The organism is Betaproteobacteria bacterium, assembly GCA_009693245.1.
Classification (GTDB): domain Bacteria; phylum Pseudomonadota; class Gammaproteobacteria; order Burkholderiales; family SHXO01; genus SHXO01.
This window is the reverse complement of sequence record SHXO01000080.1, coordinates 1-15,464: the sequence shown is the minus strand read 5'-3', so window position 1 is coordinate 15,464 and position 15,464 is coordinate 1. Positions and strand designations below refer to the sequence as shown.

13 protein-coding genes and 1 pseudogene are annotated in these 15,464 nt (G+C 59.4%); 3 read left to right on the top strand and 11 right to left on the bottom strand.

Annotation, left to right across the window (positions count from 1 at the left end):
* Positions 1 to 215: 215 nt before the first annotated feature.
* Together EXR36_12615 and EXR36_12610 are read left to right on the top strand one after the other, a co-directional pair.
* Entirely contained in the window at positions 216 to 1,961 is a 1,746-nt protein-coding gene (locus EXR36_12615; GenBank protein MSQ60450.1) for an L-lactate permease, read from the top strand.
* Positions 1,962 to 2,301: 340 nt separating this feature from the next.
* Positions 2,302 to 2,904 carry a hypothetical protein gene (locus EXR36_12610; GenBank protein ID MSQ60449.1) on the top strand — a complete coding sequence of 201 codons (603 nt, stop codon included), beginning with the start codon at positions 2,302 to 2,304 and terminating at the stop codon, positions 2,902 to 2,904.
* Positions 2,905 to 3,109: 205 nt separating this feature from the next.
* On the opposite strand, the gene EXR36_12605 is transcribed toward EXR36_12610, so the two are convergent.
* From EXR36_12605 to rimP, 11 genes and pseudogenes are all read right to left on the bottom strand, one after another.
* Positions 3,110 to 4,111 carry a ParA family protein gene (locus EXR36_12605; protein ID MSQ60448.1) on the bottom strand — a complete coding sequence of 334 codons (1,002 nt, stop codon included), beginning with the start codon at positions 4,109 to 4,111 and terminating at the stop codon, positions 3,110 to 3,112.
* Positions 4,108 to 5,263: pseudogene (locus EXR36_12600) on the bottom strand (transcriptional regulator). The gene EXR36_12605 and the pseudogene EXR36_12600 overlap by 4 nt, the downstream one beginning before the upstream one ends.
* 2 nt (positions 5,264 to 5,265) lie before the next feature.
* Positions 5,266 to 5,685: a PIN domain-containing protein gene (locus tag EXR36_12595; GenBank protein ID MSQ60447.1), complete on the bottom strand. Its 420-nt coding sequence runs from the start codon at positions 5,683 to 5,685 to the stop codon at positions 5,266 to 5,268.
* Entirely contained in the window at positions 5,672 to 5,905 is a 234-nt protein-coding gene (locus EXR36_12590; protein ID MSQ60446.1) for an AbrB/MazE/SpoVT family DNA-binding domain-containing protein, read from the bottom strand. The genes EXR36_12595 and EXR36_12590 overlap by 14 nt, the downstream gene beginning before the upstream one ends.
* 116 nt (positions 5,906 to 6,021) lie before the next feature.
* Entirely contained in the window at positions 6,022 to 8,145 is a 2,124-nt protein-coding gene (pnp, locus tag EXR36_12585) for a polyribonucleotide nucleotidyltransferase (protein MSQ60445.1), read from the bottom strand.
* Positions 8,146 to 8,257: 112 nt separating this feature from the next.
* Positions 8,258 to 8,527, bottom strand: a complete 270-nt coding sequence (locus tag EXR36_12580; GenBank protein MSQ60444.1) for a 30S ribosomal protein S15 — start codon at positions 8,525 to 8,527, stop codon at positions 8,258 to 8,260.
* A 25-nt stretch (positions 8,528 to 8,552) separates the two neighbouring features.
* On the bottom strand, positions 8,553 to 9,500 hold the full coding sequence (truB, locus tag EXR36_12575; protein MSQ60443.1) for a tRNA pseudouridine(55) synthase TruB: 948 nt from the start codon (positions 9,498 to 9,500) through the stop codon (positions 8,553 to 8,555).
* 2 nt (positions 9,501 to 9,502) lie between these two features.
* The gene (gene rbfA / locus EXR36_12570; GenBank protein ID MSQ60442.1) at positions 9,503 to 9,868 is read right to left on the bottom strand and encodes a 30S ribosome-binding factor RbfA; all 366 of its coding nucleotides are present in this window, start codon (positions 9,866 to 9,868) and stop codon (positions 9,503 to 9,505) included.
* Positions 9,869 to 9,870: 2 nt separating this feature from the next.
* Positions 9,871 to 12,531 carry a translation initiation factor IF-2 gene (locus EXR36_12565; protein ID MSQ60441.1) on the bottom strand — a complete coding sequence of 887 codons (2,661 nt, stop codon included), beginning with the start codon at positions 12,529 to 12,531 and terminating at the stop codon, positions 9,871 to 9,873.
* A 19-nt stretch (positions 12,532 to 12,550) separates the two neighbouring features.
* A complete protein-coding gene (gene nusA / locus EXR36_12560; protein ID MSQ60440.1) occupies positions 12,551 to 14,023 on the bottom strand; it encodes a transcription termination/antitermination protein NusA in 1,473 nt (490 codons plus the stop codon).
* Between the two features lie 14 nt (positions 14,024 to 14,037).
* Positions 14,038 to 14,466 (bottom strand): ribosome maturation factor RimP, encoded by a 429-nt coding sequence (gene rimP / locus EXR36_12555; protein ID MSQ60439.1) that lies wholly within the window; start codon positions 14,464 to 14,466, stop codon positions 14,038 to 14,040.
* A gap of 153 nt (positions 14,467 to 14,619) precedes the next feature.
* Here rimP and EXR36_12550 point away from each other — a divergent pair.
* Positions 14,620 to 15,464, top strand: an 845-nt coding sequence (locus EXR36_12550; protein ID MSQ60438.1) for an aminotransferase class I/II-fold pyridoxal phosphate-dependent enzyme, incomplete at its 3' end; no start/stop codon positions are given.

Below are 15,464 nucleotides of genomic sequence, written 5' to 3'. Positions count from 1 at the left end.
CGAAGAATCCAGGCTGCTTGGGTTTGGGTTGCTTCCTGCGTTTGTCTTTCTTCATCGGCCTCGGGATCACTTTGCGCTTCGAGGCTTTTTATCACATCGATTCCATACACACTACTCTAGAATGCTGAATTATTAGAGGTGCCCTATAATCGCCCGGCTTTCGGCCGCCCCCGGCGGCACCTACAACTAAAACCATTTATCTCAGAGAGGCCCCAATGATTTGGCAGCAGGTCTACGACCCCCTCAACAATGCCGTCCTCTCAACCGCGTTGGCCGCGATTCCTGTCGTGGTGTTATTAGGCGGCCTGGCCTTCTTCCACATCGCCGCGCATTGGGCGGCCGTGCTGGGGCTGATCAGCGCGCTGGCGGTCGCGATCTTGGCGTACGGTATGCCGGCGGAAATGGCCTTGGGCTCGGCAGTGTACGGCGGCCTTTTTGGTTTGCTGCCCATTGGCTGGATCGTGCTCAACATCATCTTTCTCTACCAACTGACCAAGGACAAGGGGCAGTTCCAGATCCTTCAGGACAGCATCGCCAACGTGTCCGAGGACCGGCGCATTCAACTACTCTTGATCGCCTTCGCATTCGGAGCATTTTTCGAGGGTGCGGCCGGATTCGGCACTCCCGTGGCGGTCACCGGAGCGATATTGATCGGCCTTGGCTTCTCGCCACTCGCCGCTTCAGGGCTTTCCCTCATCGCCAACACCGCACCGGTGGCCTGGGGCGCATTGGGAACGCCCATCATCACGCTGGCGGCGGTGACTGGGCTTGACGTCTACGAACTCTCCGCCATGGCGGGCCGGCAATTGCCCTTCTTCTCCGTCCTGGTGCCCTTCTGGTTAGTGTGGGCCTTCTCCGGATGGAAAGGCGTGAAAGGAGTTTGGCCGGCCATACTGGTGACGGGCGTTAGTTTCGCCATCCCGCAATTTCTCATATCCAATTTCCACGGACCCTGGCTGGTGGACGTCGGCGCGGCCATCATATCCATGATCAGCCTCGTCACCTTCCTCAAATTCTGGAAGCCGAAGGAAATCTGGCGCACCACCGCGTTGCCCGGGAGAAAAGATGACAGCGCGGCCGCCGAAGCCGCGCCCGCGCAATTTCAACACCACGGCGGCAGCGCCATCATCCGCGCATGGATTCCATGGATGATTCTCACCGTATTCGTCTTCGCCTGGGGCACGCCTCAAGTGAAGAGCATTCTCAACGGCGAAACCAAGCAGATAGTGGAAGTCGATGGCGTGAAGAAGGAGAAAGTCACCTACGCCGCCACCCGCCTGGACTTCCCCTTGGCGTGGCTGCACGAGAAAGTGGAGAAAGTACCTCCGGTAGTCGCCAAGCCGGTCAAGGAGAAAGCGGTATTCACGCTCAATTGGCTTTCCGCCACGGGTAGCGGAATTTTTCTCTCGGCGATTCTCGCGGGGCTCTTCATGGGTTATTCCCTCGGAGAGATGTTCCGCAAGTACTGGCACACCCTGGTGCTGGTGCGGTTCTCGTTGCTCACCATCGCGGCCATGCTGGCGCTGGGATTCGTCACCCGCTATTCCGGTACGGACGCAACGCTCGGATTAGCATTCGCCTACACCGGAATGTTCTACCCCTTCTTCGGAACCATGCTGGGTTGGCTGGGCGTGGCTCTCACAGGCTCGGACACTGCCTCCAACGTGCTCTTCGGCGGCCTGCAACGCATCACCGCCGAACAACTAGGCCTGAACCCCAATCTCATGGCGGCCGCCAACAGCACTGGCGGCGTCATGGGCAAGATGATCGACGCACAAAGCATTGTCGTGGCTTCCACCGCCACCCGCTGGTACGGCCACGAAGGCGAAATCCTGCGCTACGTATTTTGGCACTCGCTCGTGCTGGCCGCATTGGTTGGTGTGGTGATTATGCTGCAAGCCTACGTCTATCCGTTCACGGAGATGGTAGTGCCGTTCACGGGGGCGGCGGCGGCGCATTGATTCGCATTGGAGTCTGCTTAGTTGGCTAAGTTGGCTTAGTTGGCTTGGTTGGTAATAGCCCGGCACCGAACTCTAGTACGCTGTTTCAGGGGGAAGGTAGCGTGCTCCCTAATGTTTGGGCAAATGGAGTTGTACGCGCCGGCCCAGAGTGATGTGGCTTGTTTTATTCCTCTCGAGGAGAAAAAATGAGCAATACGTTATCTTTTTTGGCCAGCAACCGTCCTTTTATCGCTATCGCAGTTCTATCCGGACTGTGCTCCACAATGACTCCGGCACTAGCTCAGGACAAAAGTAAGGTCCCTCCTGAACCCCCTACCAAATTGCTGGAACCAATCACATCATGATCGGTGTCATCTGGGACGAGGCAATGTTGCGAAAGATGCTCCCTGCCGGAATGAAGCCGGTAAAGGAACTCACTGGCGCCTACAACATTTACTCGGCGACCCGTGGCTACGGTATATCTCCTTACAACGTCGTTTATGCATGGGCCGATGTGGAGGGGTTCGATTCCGCCGATGGTACAAAATGGCGATGGATGCTCGCGGGTGCCTATGGTCCCGATGAGAAAACAACGACTGCCGTACGGGACATTATGGGATTCCCAGCTCGAAGCGGTAACGCAACACTCGAAGAAACCACTCAAGGCCGGCGCGCAACCGGATTCGTGAATGGCCAGCCGGTCGTCGTCGCCGAAGTCAAATCCGGAGCACTCCCATGTGCGGCAGTGGCAGGAACGTTGAACTATCCGGTACAAATAAAGGGAAAGATATTCGTCAACCAGATACCATTCTCGGGCGACTGGTGCGCGGCCGAACCCGTGTCACTGAAGGTTGTGGCGTCCGCGGGAGATGTCTTCTCTACACTGGTGCCCGCTAAAGTCGTTTGGGCGGGCGAGTTCAGGAACGGCTCGTTCGCGTTCGTGCGCCCAGTTTCACGTCCTTAGATTCTTTTGGCGCCAGGAGATTGATGAGCAGTGCGACGGCCGGGGTAATCGATCCTGGCACCGGTTAGCAGAACATCCCTGTACCGGGACGAAGCGGCGCGTCTCGGACAGGAGTCTGCCATGCTTGATATGCATCATCAAATCGCGCTGCCCGGATTCGCTGCGTAGGCCTTCTTCTTATGTTGCCGAGCCATGGCCAGGCCGTTTATTCTTGCGGCCCAATGCGTTCTAGAATAGCCACGGCTAATGCCTTGAAGTCGTTCCAGGCATCCTTGGCCGCGTAGGAATGGCTGCCGATAGCGCCATCGGCTGCCGTAAGTTGAAAGATGGGCTTGCGTACCTCTTGCGCCATAGGCACGAGGCTGCGGTAGTGCTTGAGCCTGGCTAGGCAATCGCCATCGGTGGGTGGCACGTTCGGCGAGATTGACTGGTTCAATACGCTTTGTCTATAGGTCTCCGGAATTCGGTCCGCCCACTTCTTGTAAGCCTGGACAGGGCGGGACAACCGCTCGCCGTGTTGCATGAGGATGTAGCCCGCGGGCCGCATCGATCCGGAAGGCAGCGCAAATGCCGGGACGGTCCAGTTGTCCACCCGTTTTCTCCAGTCCACCCGCCAGGCCCACAACGTGGGGCCGAGGTTGCGCAGCCCTTGCAAGGAGAAGAGATCGGCGGCGAGCGGAATCACCACGTGGTCTGAGCCGATCAAGGCGGAGCGGTTTATCGCGCCGAGATTGGGACCGACGTCCGCGAGAATGATGTCTGCGCCGTGTTGCTGAGCGGCCATCTGCGCGATCTGCCAAAACGACGACAAGATACGAAACGGACGGTACAGGCCGCCGGATCCAAGTGCGTTGGGCCATTCCTGCGAGAGGAAATCCTCGAACCCAGCCAGCCCGAGATCCCCCGGCACCAAGTGCAGCCGGGAACTGACTCGTTGCGTTTGCGGAGCAAGGATGTCGCCGACTTCCGTCAGCGGCCGAACGCATTGGTAGATGGTGCTGTTACGTTGGGAGTTGTCGTCCGGGTCCCATAGAATTTCAAGTTCGTCTTCCGGCAAAAAAGCCGACGTGAGGTTGGCTTGAGGGTCGAGGTCGATTGCCACGACACGCTTGCCCATCTCGGATAGCATCCAGGCAAGGTGGAACACGAGCGAAGTCTTACCCACGCCGCCATTGTTGTTGAAGAAGGTGAGGACAGGAACGCTCACGGGGCTCTCCTGATGATCGCCACTACAAAATTCGGCTCGATCTGAAATTCCAGTGGCGGATTGCCGTTTTTTTCCAGCGCTTGGCGTGCGAGGGTAATTCCAGCCCCGAAGCGCTGCGCATATCCGAGCACCTTGAATGCCGCGGCCAGTTGCGGATTGCGGTAGTCGGCCAAGCCGGGTTTACCGAAATTCTGGGCGGTGATGCTCCCGTAGGGGCCTCCCGTATTGTTGATCTCGATGCGGTCATCGAACCAGTACACCCGTACCGGAGCGTTGGTGTTTTCATAGGTGCGGTGCAGGACGGCGTTTCGAGTCAGTTGCTGGAGCGCCACCAATGGATAAGGACTGGTACGAACCTCGCGATCCTGCGATGTGAAATCGACACCCGTAGTGAGATGGGCGGCGAGTTTCTCGTCCAGGCGGCGCAACATCATGCCGATCGTGCCGTCTATCTCCGCTTCGTCGACGACCGGGTCCGAGAGTTGTGTGCCTTGAATGCGTAGAAATTGGATGTAATTTCCAGGAAGCCACGTTCGTGGGGATATGCCGCAAACGAGCAAACCAAGCACTGTAGGTATCGGTTCGGCGGCCGAAGCAATCATTCCACAGGAAGCCAGCCGCTCTTCGTAACTGCGAGCGCTGGCGTCCAATACGTCGGGCGCGACCGCCTGGGGCAGATACTCTTGTTCGAAGATGGGCCGGCTAAGATCTTCCAACGTGCATTGTTGAACTGGATACGCCTCGAAATGAGCATCGCGGTAGCGGCGCTTTTCGTTCAGGATTCGTTCGTCCTGCGCACTCGCCATGCCTCGGCGCGGGCCATACCGTCACGACCGCCAAGGGAGATCCTTTGACCACACGTTTTTCGACCGTGAGAGTCGGTGGCGGTACAGTTTTGCCATCCGTTTTTATATCGGAAAGCGTTTGTAGGAGCTTGTCGGTGACGTCGATGTTGGCAACGCTGCCATCGTTATTGGCCCCTATGAACACGATTCCTGGTTGGCGATGGTTGGGCAAATCATTGGCGAACGCGCAAACCGCCTGCCGGGTCTTTTCGGGCGCGTCCCCCGCCCACGCCTTCTTGCGCTAGACGCGATCCGACTCCAGTTCGTCAAGCAGCGCGGCAAGTTCTTCGCCGGTCAGCGGATTCATGTTTAGCTATCGTCCTTCGCATGGAATGGATTCCGGGTCACCAGCCTGCCATCGATCGATTGGCCATCCTGCATGTCTTCCGACAAAATAGTCTTGCATCCAGCCAGCAGCGCCGAGACGACAATCATTGCATCATAGACCGGCAACCGGTACGCCTCAGCGACCCGTAAGCCCACATCATGAGTCTCTTCGCTGACAGGCACGACCGTGCATACGACCCGGATCGTGGCGAGCATCTCGCGGATTTCGGTTATGGACATCGTGAGTTTACGCGATGCAACCGACGCGAACTCATTGAGCACCTGCACGCTGAGCACGCCGCCACGGCTCAACTCAATTTCCGCGCGATCAGCCTTGGCAGTATCTGCGGAGAGTAGATATAGGAGTACGTTCGTGTCGAAAAAACGCTCAGCCACGCTCATTGGCTTCAAGCCGGTAGAACTTGAAATCGGCAGGAAGCCGCCCGCGAAACTTCCTTAATCGCGCCAACAATTCTCGCGCCTCAGGGCGCCTCTTAACTTCAAAAGAGCGCTCGCCAGCGACATGAATCTCGATCTCATCGCCCTCTTTGAGAGTTAGTGCTTCGACTACCGCCGCAGGCAGACGCACCGCCAAACTGTTACCCCACCTCGCGATCTGCATGATCACCTCATCGGGATAGATATACAAATAACCACTGTATATCTATCCGATCGCTCTGGATACAAGTAAAAACCCGCCTTCTGGCGGGTTTTTTTGGGACCGAAAGGCCGCCGAAGCTACCCCGCCGGTTGCGGGCTTTCTTCCTGCGCGGCGGCCTTCATGGATAAGCGCAAGCGTCCCTTTTCGTCGGCTTCCAGCACCTTCACTCGCACTTGCTGGCCTTCCTTGAGATGGTCGCCCACGGCCTTCACGCGCTCCTCCGCGATTTGGGAGATGTGCAGCAGGCCATCCTTGCCGGGAAGGACGCTCACGATGGCGCCGAAGTCGAGGAGCTTCAACACCGTGCCGTCGTAGATCCGGCCCACCTCCACATCGGCGGTGATGTCCTCGATGCGTTTCTTGGCGGCAAGCCCGCCATCGGAGTTCACGCAGGCGATGGTGACGGTACCGTCCTCGGCGATGTCGATGGTGGTGCCAGTCTCCACGGTCAGCGCGCGGATTACCGCACCGCCCTTGCCGATGACGTCGCGGATTTTTTCCGGCTTGATCTTCATGGTGATCATGCGCGGCGCGTAGGTGGAGATTTCCGAGCGCGCGGTTTGCAAGGATTCCTTCATGAAACCCAGGATGTGCATGCGGCCCTCGCGCGCTTGCGAGAGCGCCACTTGCATTATCTCCTTGGTGATGCCTTGGATCTTGATGTCCATCTGCAAGGCGGTGATGCCAGTTTCGGTACCGGCTACCTTGAAGTCCATGTCGCCCAGGTGATCTTCATCGCCCAGGATGTCGGTCAACACGGCGAAGCGGTTGCCTTCCTTGATGAGACCCATGGCGATCCCGGCGACGTGCGCCTTCATGGGAACGCCGGCATCCATGAGCGCCAAGCAGCCGCCGCACACCGAAGCCATGGAACTGGAACCATTGGATTCGGTGATCTCGGATACCACGCGCAGCGAATAGGAGAACTCTTCCGGAGTGGGCAGCACGCGAATCAGCGAGCGCTTGGCCAAGCGGCCATGTCCCACCTCGCGCCGCTTGGGCGTTCCCACGCGGCCGGTTTCGCCGGTGGCGTAGGGAGGCATGTTGTAGTGGAGCATGAAGCGGTCGGTGTACTCGCCTTGCAAGGCATCGATGATCTGCTCATCGCGCGCGGTACCCAACGTGGCGGCGACCAAGGCTTGGGTCTCGCCACGAGTGAAGAGTGCCGAACCATGCACGCGCGGCAATACGCCGGTGCGGATGGAGATGGGACGCACGGTGCGGGTATCGCGGCCATCTATGCGGGGTTCGCCGCTCAGGACGCGGCCGCGAACGATCTTGGATTCCAGATCGCCGAAAATGGTCTTGACGAGATTCTCGTCCACGGGTGTGGCGGCATCTTTGGCGACGGCTTGCACCACTTGATCGCGCAACGCAGTGACTCTTTCAGTGCGCGCTTGCTTTTGGCGCAGGCGGTAAGCCTCTTGCAACCCGGCATCGGCGATTGCCGCGATCTTTTCGATCAAGCCTTGATCCTTGGCCGCCGGTGCCCAATCCCACAGGGGCTTACCAACTTCGTCCGCCAGCTCGTTGATGAGGCTGATGACCGGTTGCATTTGTTGGTGGCCGAAGACCACGGCACCTAGCATGACGTCTTCAGGCAATTCCGCCGCCTCGGATTCCACCATCAGCACGGCTTTCGCGGTTCCAGCGACTACGAGGTCAAGCTGCGAAGTCTTCAATTCCGTGGCCGAGGGGTTCAACACGTATTCGCCGCCGATGTAGCCCACGCGCGCGGCGCCGATGGGGCCATCGAAGGGAATTCCGGACAAGGCCAGCGCTGCGGAGGCACCCACCATGGCGGCGATATCGGCGTCCACTTCATTGTTGGACGAAATCACCGTGGCCACCACTTGCACTTCGTTGAAGAAGCCGTCGGGAAACAAGGGACGGATGGGCCGGTCGATCAACCGGCAGGTTAGCGTCTCTTTTTCCGAGGGGCGTCCCTCGCGCTTGAAAAATCCGCCTGGGATTTTGCCGGCGGCGTAGGTGCGCTCCATGTAGTCCACGGTCAAGGGGAGAAAATCTTGCCCGGGCGAGACGTCTTTCTTTCCCACCACGGTGACGAGCACCACGGTGTCATCCAGGTTCACCAGTACGGCCCCGTGCGCCTGGCGGGCGATTTCGCCGGTTTCCAGAGTGAGCTGGTTTTTCCCCCAGGGAATAGATTTCTTGGTTACTGCGAGAGGGTTTACATCCATGGATGGGTAATCTCAGTGCGAATACGCTGGAGGGCACCGCGCGTCCCGTACAGAGGTACGAAGAGAAACGCGCGGCGAGGAAGGAATCGAGTGCGGTACAGCAGCTTTGTGACTACTTGCGCAGGCCAAGACGGTCGATCAATTTGCGGTAACCGTCGGTGTCCGCGCGCTTCAGATAATCCAGCAACTTGCGGCGGCGGCTCACCATGCGAAGCAACCCGCGGCGCGAATGAAAATCCTTGACGTGGCTCTTGAAGTGCCCCGATAGATCGTTGATGCGCGCGGTAAGCAACGCAACTTGTACTTCCGGCGAGCCGGAGTCGCCCTTGGCTCTTTGATACTCCCCGACGATGCGGGCCCTGCTTTCCACTGTAATCGTCATCTCACGTTTCTCCAAAAAAAGCGCGCTATTGTATGGGACTACTGCCTTGTTCCTCAAGCCGCAAATTCAATATCCGTTTTGGATGGATGGTGCCGCCCGCCCGGGCCTCGGCCAAGCCCACCAATGTGCCACTGGGCCCGTGCAGCCGAACCATGCCCGCCGGCTCGAAGTCTCGATGCAGTACCTGGCCTAGGCGCACGGCCCGTTCGGCGGCTTCGTCCAAAACCACTAATGGCATGGATTCTAAAAGAATTTGGGACGGCAGAAGGCGCCTTAACCGGTCCGCCATGGGTTGCGCTTCCAAGGCATCCACGGATTGGGCCTCCCTTACTTCCAAGCCCCCCACCCGCGTTCTGCGCAAGGCGGCCAGATGAGCCGGACAGCCCAGGGCCTCTCCAATCTGCTCGGCCAGCACGCGAATATAGGTGCCCTTGCTGCAACTCACCCTGATCCAGCACTTGTCGCCCTCGCGCCGAAGCGCAACCAACTCGCTAATATGCACCACCCGGGCTTGCCTCTCGATCGTCTGCCCGGCCCGGGCGTAGTCATACAAAGGTTTGCCCTCGTGCTTGAGCGCGCTGTACATGGGCGGGACCTGCTCCACTTCGCCGCGCAGGCGTCCCAATACGTTCTCGATATCTTGGTCGCTCCCCGTGAAGGCTTGGCGGGCAGTGACCTGGCCTTCCACATCCCCCGTGTCGGTCGATACACCTAGGTGCACGCAGGCTTCGTATGTCTTATCCTCGCCGAGCCCGACCCCGGCCAGCTTGGTCGCTTCGCCAAAGCACAAGACAAGCAATCCGGTAGCAGCGGGATCGAGTGTACCCGTATGCCCCGCCTTCTTGGCGTTCAGCAACCGCTTGGCCCGTTGCAACGCTTGGTTGGAGGAGAGACCAAGACCTTTGTCGATGAGCAGGACACCATCGACAGCATGGCGCGCAGGCCTTTCCTTACTTTCCGGCCGTGCCGCCAAAATCACCCCTCTGGCGGACGCGGAAGGTTGGCCTCGCCGATCAACTTGGATAAACGCACGCCGTGCTCGACGGACCCGTCGTAGACGAAGTGCAGTTGAGGCACCGTGCGCAGCTTCAGGCGGCGCGATAACTCGCTACGGAGAAATCCGGCGGCGTGCTGGAGCGCCTTTGAAGTCTCCTCCGATTGCGCCTCGCCGCGAAAAGTGGTGAAAAACACCTTGGCATGCCCGTAGTCGCGCGTCACCTCCACGTCGGTAAAGGTAACCATCCCGACGCGCGGATCCTTCAACTCCAGGCGCACCAGCTCGGCCAACTCGCGCTGAATTTGTACCGCGATGCGAGAGGGCCTCGCCGGATTTTTCGGCATGCTTACAGGGTGCGCGCGATTTCCACGACCTCGTACGATTCAAGTTGGTCGCCGACCGTGATGTCGTTGAAGCCCCTAACCGATAGCCCGCATTCGAAGCCGGCCTTCACCTCGCGCACATCATCCTTGAAGCGCTTGAGGGAATCCAGCTCGCCGTCGTGAATCACGATGTTGTCGCGCAAGACCCGGACACGCGACCCGCGCTTGACCAAGCCCTCCAACACGTAGCAGCCAGCGATGGCTCCCACCTTGGAAATCTGGAACACCTGGCGCAAATCCACGAGACCCAATATGGACTCCTTGCGCTCCGGCGCCAACATGCCGGACATGGCGTTCTTGACCTCTTCCACGGCGTCGTAGATCACGTCGTAGTAACGAGCCTCGATACCGTTGGCGGTCATGAGCTTCTTGGCGGTGGAATCGGCACGCGCGTTGAAACCGATGACCACGGCGTTGGATGCCATGGCCAGGTTGATATCCGATTCGGTAATGGCACCCACGCCGCTGTGCACCACGTTGACTTTCACTTCCGTGGTGGAAAGTTTCTGCAACGCATGCACCAAGGCTTCTTGCGAGCCTTGCACGTCGGCCTTCACGATCAAGGCAAGGGCCTTGATTTCTCCGGCAGCCATCTGGTCCAGCACCCCGTCGAGCTTGGCCGCCTGCTTCTTGGCCAATTGCACGTCTCGGAACTTGCCTTGCCGAAAGAGCGCGATTTCGCGCGCCTTGCGCTCGTCCCCCAATACGATGAGTTCCTCGCCCGCCGCCGGCAAATCCGCCAAGCCTTGAATCTCCACGGGGATGGATGGCCCGGCCTCGGGAATATTGCGCCCGGTCTCGTCGAGCATCGCACGCACGCGGCCGAAAGAAGCGCCCGCCAACACCACGTCGCCTCGCTTCAAGGTGCCAGATTGCACTAGCACGGTGGCCACGGGACCACGGCCCTTGTCCAGGCGCGATTCGATCACCACGCCTTTCGCCGCCGCCAGGCGCGGGGCTTTCAACTCCATGACCTCGGCTTGCAGCAGAATGGCCTCCAGCAAGAGGTCGATACCCGTACCGACCCGTGCCGACACGTCCACGAAAATAGTATCTCCGCCCCAATCTTCGGGCACCACTTCGTGGGTGACCAATTCCTGGCGAATACGCTCGGGATTGGCTTCGGGCTTGTCGATTTTGTTGACCGCCACCACCAAAGGTACCTTCGCCGCCTTGGCGTGGTGTACCGCTTCGATGGTTTGAGGCATCACGCCGTCGTCGGCGGCCACCACCAGAATCACGATGTCCGTAACCTTGGCTCCGCGCGCCCGCATGGCGGTAAAAGCCTCGTGGCCCGGTGTATCGAGGAAGGTGATCATGCCGCGCGGCGTTTCCACGTGGTAGGCCCCGATATGCTGGGTAATGCCGCCCGCCTCGCCGCTAGCCACGCGCGAACTGCGAATATGATCGAGCAATGAAGTCTTGCCATGATCCACGTGACCCATCACCGTCACCACGGGCGGCCTGTGCTCTCCGGTGGACCTGGCATCCTGCTCCACCAGGAAGGATTCGGGATCATCGAGCTTCGCCCGCTTGGCGATATGTCCCATTTCCTCCACCAGGATCATGGCGGTATCTTGGTCCAGCACCTGGTTGATGGTGACCATGGAACCCATCTTCATGAGCTCCTTGATCACCTCGGCCGCCTTGACGGACATCTTGTGCGCCAATTCGGCCACCGTGATGGTCTCGGGCACCGGCACTTCGTAGATTTTCTTTTCCACGACCACGGGCGCGGCGGGCACCACCTCGGTCCGGTGTCTTCCGTGGCGGTTACGCGTGTGCCAGCCTTGCGAGCCATCGTCGCCACGCGTCTTGAGGGCACGCCTGCGAGCGGCGTCATCTTGCCAGCCTGTGGTCTTGGCGGGCGGTTTCTTCGCCGCCTTCTTGGCGTCAGCCGCGCCGGGCGTGCGCGCACCGGCGGGCCTATGCAGGGTACCTTCGCTTGCCACCTTGGCTTCGGTTTTCGCGGGCTCGGCGGCAGGAGCGGGAGCAGGTACAGGGGCGGCAACCGCGGGAGGGGGGGCTTCAGCCACAGCCTCCTTGCCCGGTGTTTTTGTCTTGACCTTGGCAGGTTTCTTATCTTCAGCGGGCGCTTGCGCGGGCGGCACTTCGTCCGGCACCGCGACGACTTCAGCTGCTGGCACGGGGACTGCAACGGGCTTGCGCGGCTTCTTGTCCTCAACCTTCTTGGCGATTTCGGCGGCCTGGATGGCGCTCAACTCCGCATGCTTGCGGGCTTCCATTTCGCGCAAGGCAACTTCCTTGGCGTCGATCACCGGCATCACGGGTTTAGTTTCGGCAACCTCTTCTGGCGCATTGGGATCGCGCTTGACCAGCACGCGCTTCTTGCGTACTTCCACCTGAATGGTACGGGAGCGTCCCGTGGAATCCGCCCGCTTGATTTCCGTGGTCTGGCGGCGAGTCAGCGTGATCTTCTGCTGGCCCTCCTTGTTGCCGTGCATGCGGCGCAAGTACTCGAGCAGTAGCGTCTTGTCCTGCTCGGTAAGAGGAGTGTCGGCGACCAGCTTCTTGCTTACACCCGCGGCGCCGAGCTGTTCCAGCAGCACGTGCGGGGCAATGCCCAGCTCGGTGGCAAATTGCGAAACATTCGATTGAGGCATCCAGATCTCCGGCGATATTTCAAACGAACCACGGTGCGCGAGCGGTCATGATCAACTGCTTGGCCCGCTCCGCATCCATCGCGGTCAGCTCCACCAGATCGTCCACCGCGAGTTCGGCTAATTCTTCCTGCGTATTGACCCCCTTGCTGGCGAGCAAGAGCGCCATTTGCTCATCCATCCCTTCCATGCTCTGCAGGTCGGTTGCCACGTTCTCCACCTTCTCTTCCGTGGCGATTTCCTGCTTCAGGAGCGAATTGCGCGCGCGGCTGCGCAATTCAGTGATCGTATCCGCGTCGAATTGCTCGATCTCCTGTAACTCACTCAAAGGCAAATAGGCGATGTGCTCCAGGGTGGTAAAGCCGGCGTCCACCAAGATTTGCGCTACTTCCTCATCCACATCCATCTTATCCACAAATAGGGAGCGCACGCTCGCCGATTCTTTCTCGTGTTTGCTGGAGGATTCCTCTTCCGTCATGATGTTGAGCACCCAGCCCGTGAGTTCACTGGCCAGGCGCACGTTCTGCCCATTGCGGCCGATGGCTTGCGCTAGGTTCTCATCGTCGACCACGATGTCCATGCTGTGAGTTTCCTCGTCCACCAAGATGCTGGCCACTTCCGCCGGCGCCAAGGCATTGATGACGAATTGCGCGGGATCCTGGGCCCACAAAATGATGTCCACGCGCTCGCCAGCCAGTTCCCCGGTGACGGCTTGCACGCGCGAACCGCGCATGCCAACGCATGTGCCGATGGGATCGATGCGCGGTTCGTTGGACTTCACAGCAATCTTGGAGCGCGAGCCCGGGTCGCGCGCGGCGGCCTTGATCTCCAACAATCCTTCCTCGATCTCCGGCACTTCCAATTCGAAGAGTTTCACCAGGAATTCGGGCGCAATGCGCGAGAGCACCAACTGCGGCCCGCGGCTCACCCTGTCCACGCGCAACAAGTAGCCACGTACGCGGTCGCCGACCCGAAGGTTCTCCTTCGGAATCATTTGATCGCGTGGCAACGCGGCCTCGATGCGCCCAATTTCGATGATGGCGCTACCGCGTTCGACGCGCTTGATAGTGCCCGACACGAGATGTTCCTTGCGTGCCAGAAAGTCGTTGAGGATTTGCTCTCTTTCCGCGTCGCGAATTTTTTGCAGGATGACTTGCTTGGCGGCCTGGGCGCCGATGCGGCCAAACTCGATGGGCTCCAGAGCCTCCTCGATGATGTCCCCCAGTTGCGCGCCAGGGTTGTCCTCGCGAGCCTCGTCCAAGGTCAGTTGCGCGGCGGGAAGTTCAAAAGCTTCGTCGGCCACCACCTGCCAGCGGCGGAAGGATTGGTAATCCCCCATTGCGCGGTCCACCGCGACACGCACGTCGGCGTCGTCCTTGAATCTGCGTTTGGTGGCCGATGCCAGGGCGAGCTCCAGCGCGCCGAACACGATTTCCTTATCGACGTTCTTTTCCCGCGCCAAGGCGTCCACCAACAACAATATTTCTCTGCTCATCGTCTCAATCCTCGCTATAACTTGGGCACCAGCCGTGCCTTATCCAAATCGGCCATTTGCAATCGCAGCAGTGCACCCTCCACCTCAAGCAACACCGCCTGGTCCGCCACGCCCTTGAGCGTGCCAGCAAATCTCTTGCGTCCGTTGAGCGGGAGACGTAGTTTCAATTCGGCTTGCTGGCCCGCGAAGCGCTCGAAATCCCGCAAGGATTTCAGTGGCCGGTCCAACCCCGGCGAGGATACTTCCAGCCTGTCGTAATCGATATTTTCCACCGCGAGCACACGGCTCAAATGGTGGCTCACGAATGCACAGTCATCCACGGTGATGCCACCTGAACGATCGATGAAGAGGCGGATCAGCCTACCCCGCCCTGGCAATTCGACATCCACCAGCTCGAAGCCCAAGCCAGTGATAGTCGTATCCAGTAACTGCGCTAATTCCATGCCGTGCTTGAACCCCAATCCTTGAACCCGCGATACAAATAAAAAATGGGCATCCCGCCCATTTCTTTTTTCAATAGTCACTGCATATTACCAGAATGTCTTAGAAGTTTGAATCAGTTAGAGCCCAGTATTATGGTGGCATGACGTGACAAAATGCGGTGCATGACTTCCACCCAAGCCACTTTCGATTTTGACCAGCCCGCCAACCGCCGGGCAACCGGCAGCAGCAAATGGGACAAGTATGGGGATCGCGACATCATCCCGCTCTGGGTGGCGGACATGGACTTTCGCTCCCCGCCTTGCGTCCTGGAGGCCCTGCACGCACGTGTGTGGCATGGCATCTTCGGCTACACCGACCCCACGGACGAATTGGCGCAGGTCATCATCGGGCATCTGGAAACTCAGTACCGCTGGCAGATAAAAAAGGAATGGATCATCTGGCTCCCTGGGATGGTGACGGGTTTGAACCTGGCCGCCCGCGCCTTCTGCGACCCCGGCCAACAGTCCATCACGGCTACCCCCGTCTACCCGCCCTTCCTATCCGCCTCGGCCAACCAGGGGCGAGAAGCATTACGGGTTCCCATGGTCTTGAACGCGGACCGCTGGGTGTGGGATATGGAGCGTTTGGACGCGACGCTCACCGGCCGGACTAGCCTGTTTTCCCTTTGCAACCCCCACAATCCCGTGGGCCGGGTGTTCACGCAGGACGAATTAGAGGGCTTGGCCGGCCGCTGCGCCCGCCATAAACTTGTCCTGTGCTCCGACGAAATTCATTGCGGGCTCCTATTGGACGACGCAAGGAAGCACATCCCCGTCGCCAGCCTTTCCCCAGAAATCTCCTCCTTGACCGTGACCCTGATGGCGCCCAGCAAGACTTTCAACTTGCCCGGCCTGGGCTGCGCCTTCGCCATTGTCTCCAACCCGGAACTCAGGGCACGGATGAAGCGAGGCGCGGCTGGTATCGTTCCCAGAGTCAACGCGCTGGGTTTCAGCGCTAC

Excerpts from the sequence above, each read along its gene's own strand:
- EXR36_12615 (MSQ60450.1), top strand. The coding sequence starts at position 216 with ATGATTTGGCAGCAGGTCTACGACCCCCTCAACAATGCCGTCCTCTCA.
- EXR36_12610 (MSQ60449.1), top strand. The coding sequence starts at position 2,302 with ATGATCGGTGTCATCTGGGACGAGGCAATGTTGCGAAAGATGCTCCCT.
- EXR36_12595 (MSQ60447.1), bottom strand. The coding sequence starts at position 5,685 with ATGAGCGTGGCTGAGCGTTTTTTCGACACGAACGTACTCCTATATCTA.
- EXR36_12590 (MSQ60446.1), bottom strand. The coding sequence starts at position 5,905 with ATGCAGATCGCGAGGTGGGGTAACAGTTTGGCGGTGCGTCTGCCTGCG.
- pnp (MSQ60445.1), bottom strand. The coding sequence starts at position 8,145 with ATGGATGTAAACCCTCTCGCAGTAACCAAGAAATCTATTCCCTGGGGG.
- EXR36_12580 (MSQ60444.1), bottom strand. The coding sequence starts at position 8,527 with ATGACGATTACAGTGGAAAGCAGGGCCCGCATCGTCGGGGAGTATCAA.
- rbfA (MSQ60442.1), bottom strand. The coding sequence starts at position 9,868 with ATGCCGAAAAATCCGGCGAGGCCCTCTCGCATCGCGGTACAAATTCAG.
- EXR36_12565 (MSQ60441.1), bottom strand. The coding sequence starts at position 12,531 with ATGCCTCAATCGAATGTTTCGCAATTTGCCACCGAGCTGGGCATTGCC.
- nusA (MSQ60440.1), bottom strand. The coding sequence starts at position 14,023 with ATGAGCAGAGAAATATTGTTGTTGGTGGACGCCTTGGCGCGGGAAAAG.
- rimP (MSQ60439.1), bottom strand. The coding sequence starts at position 14,466 with ATGGAATTAGCGCAGTTACTGGATACGACTATCACTGGCTTGGGCTTC.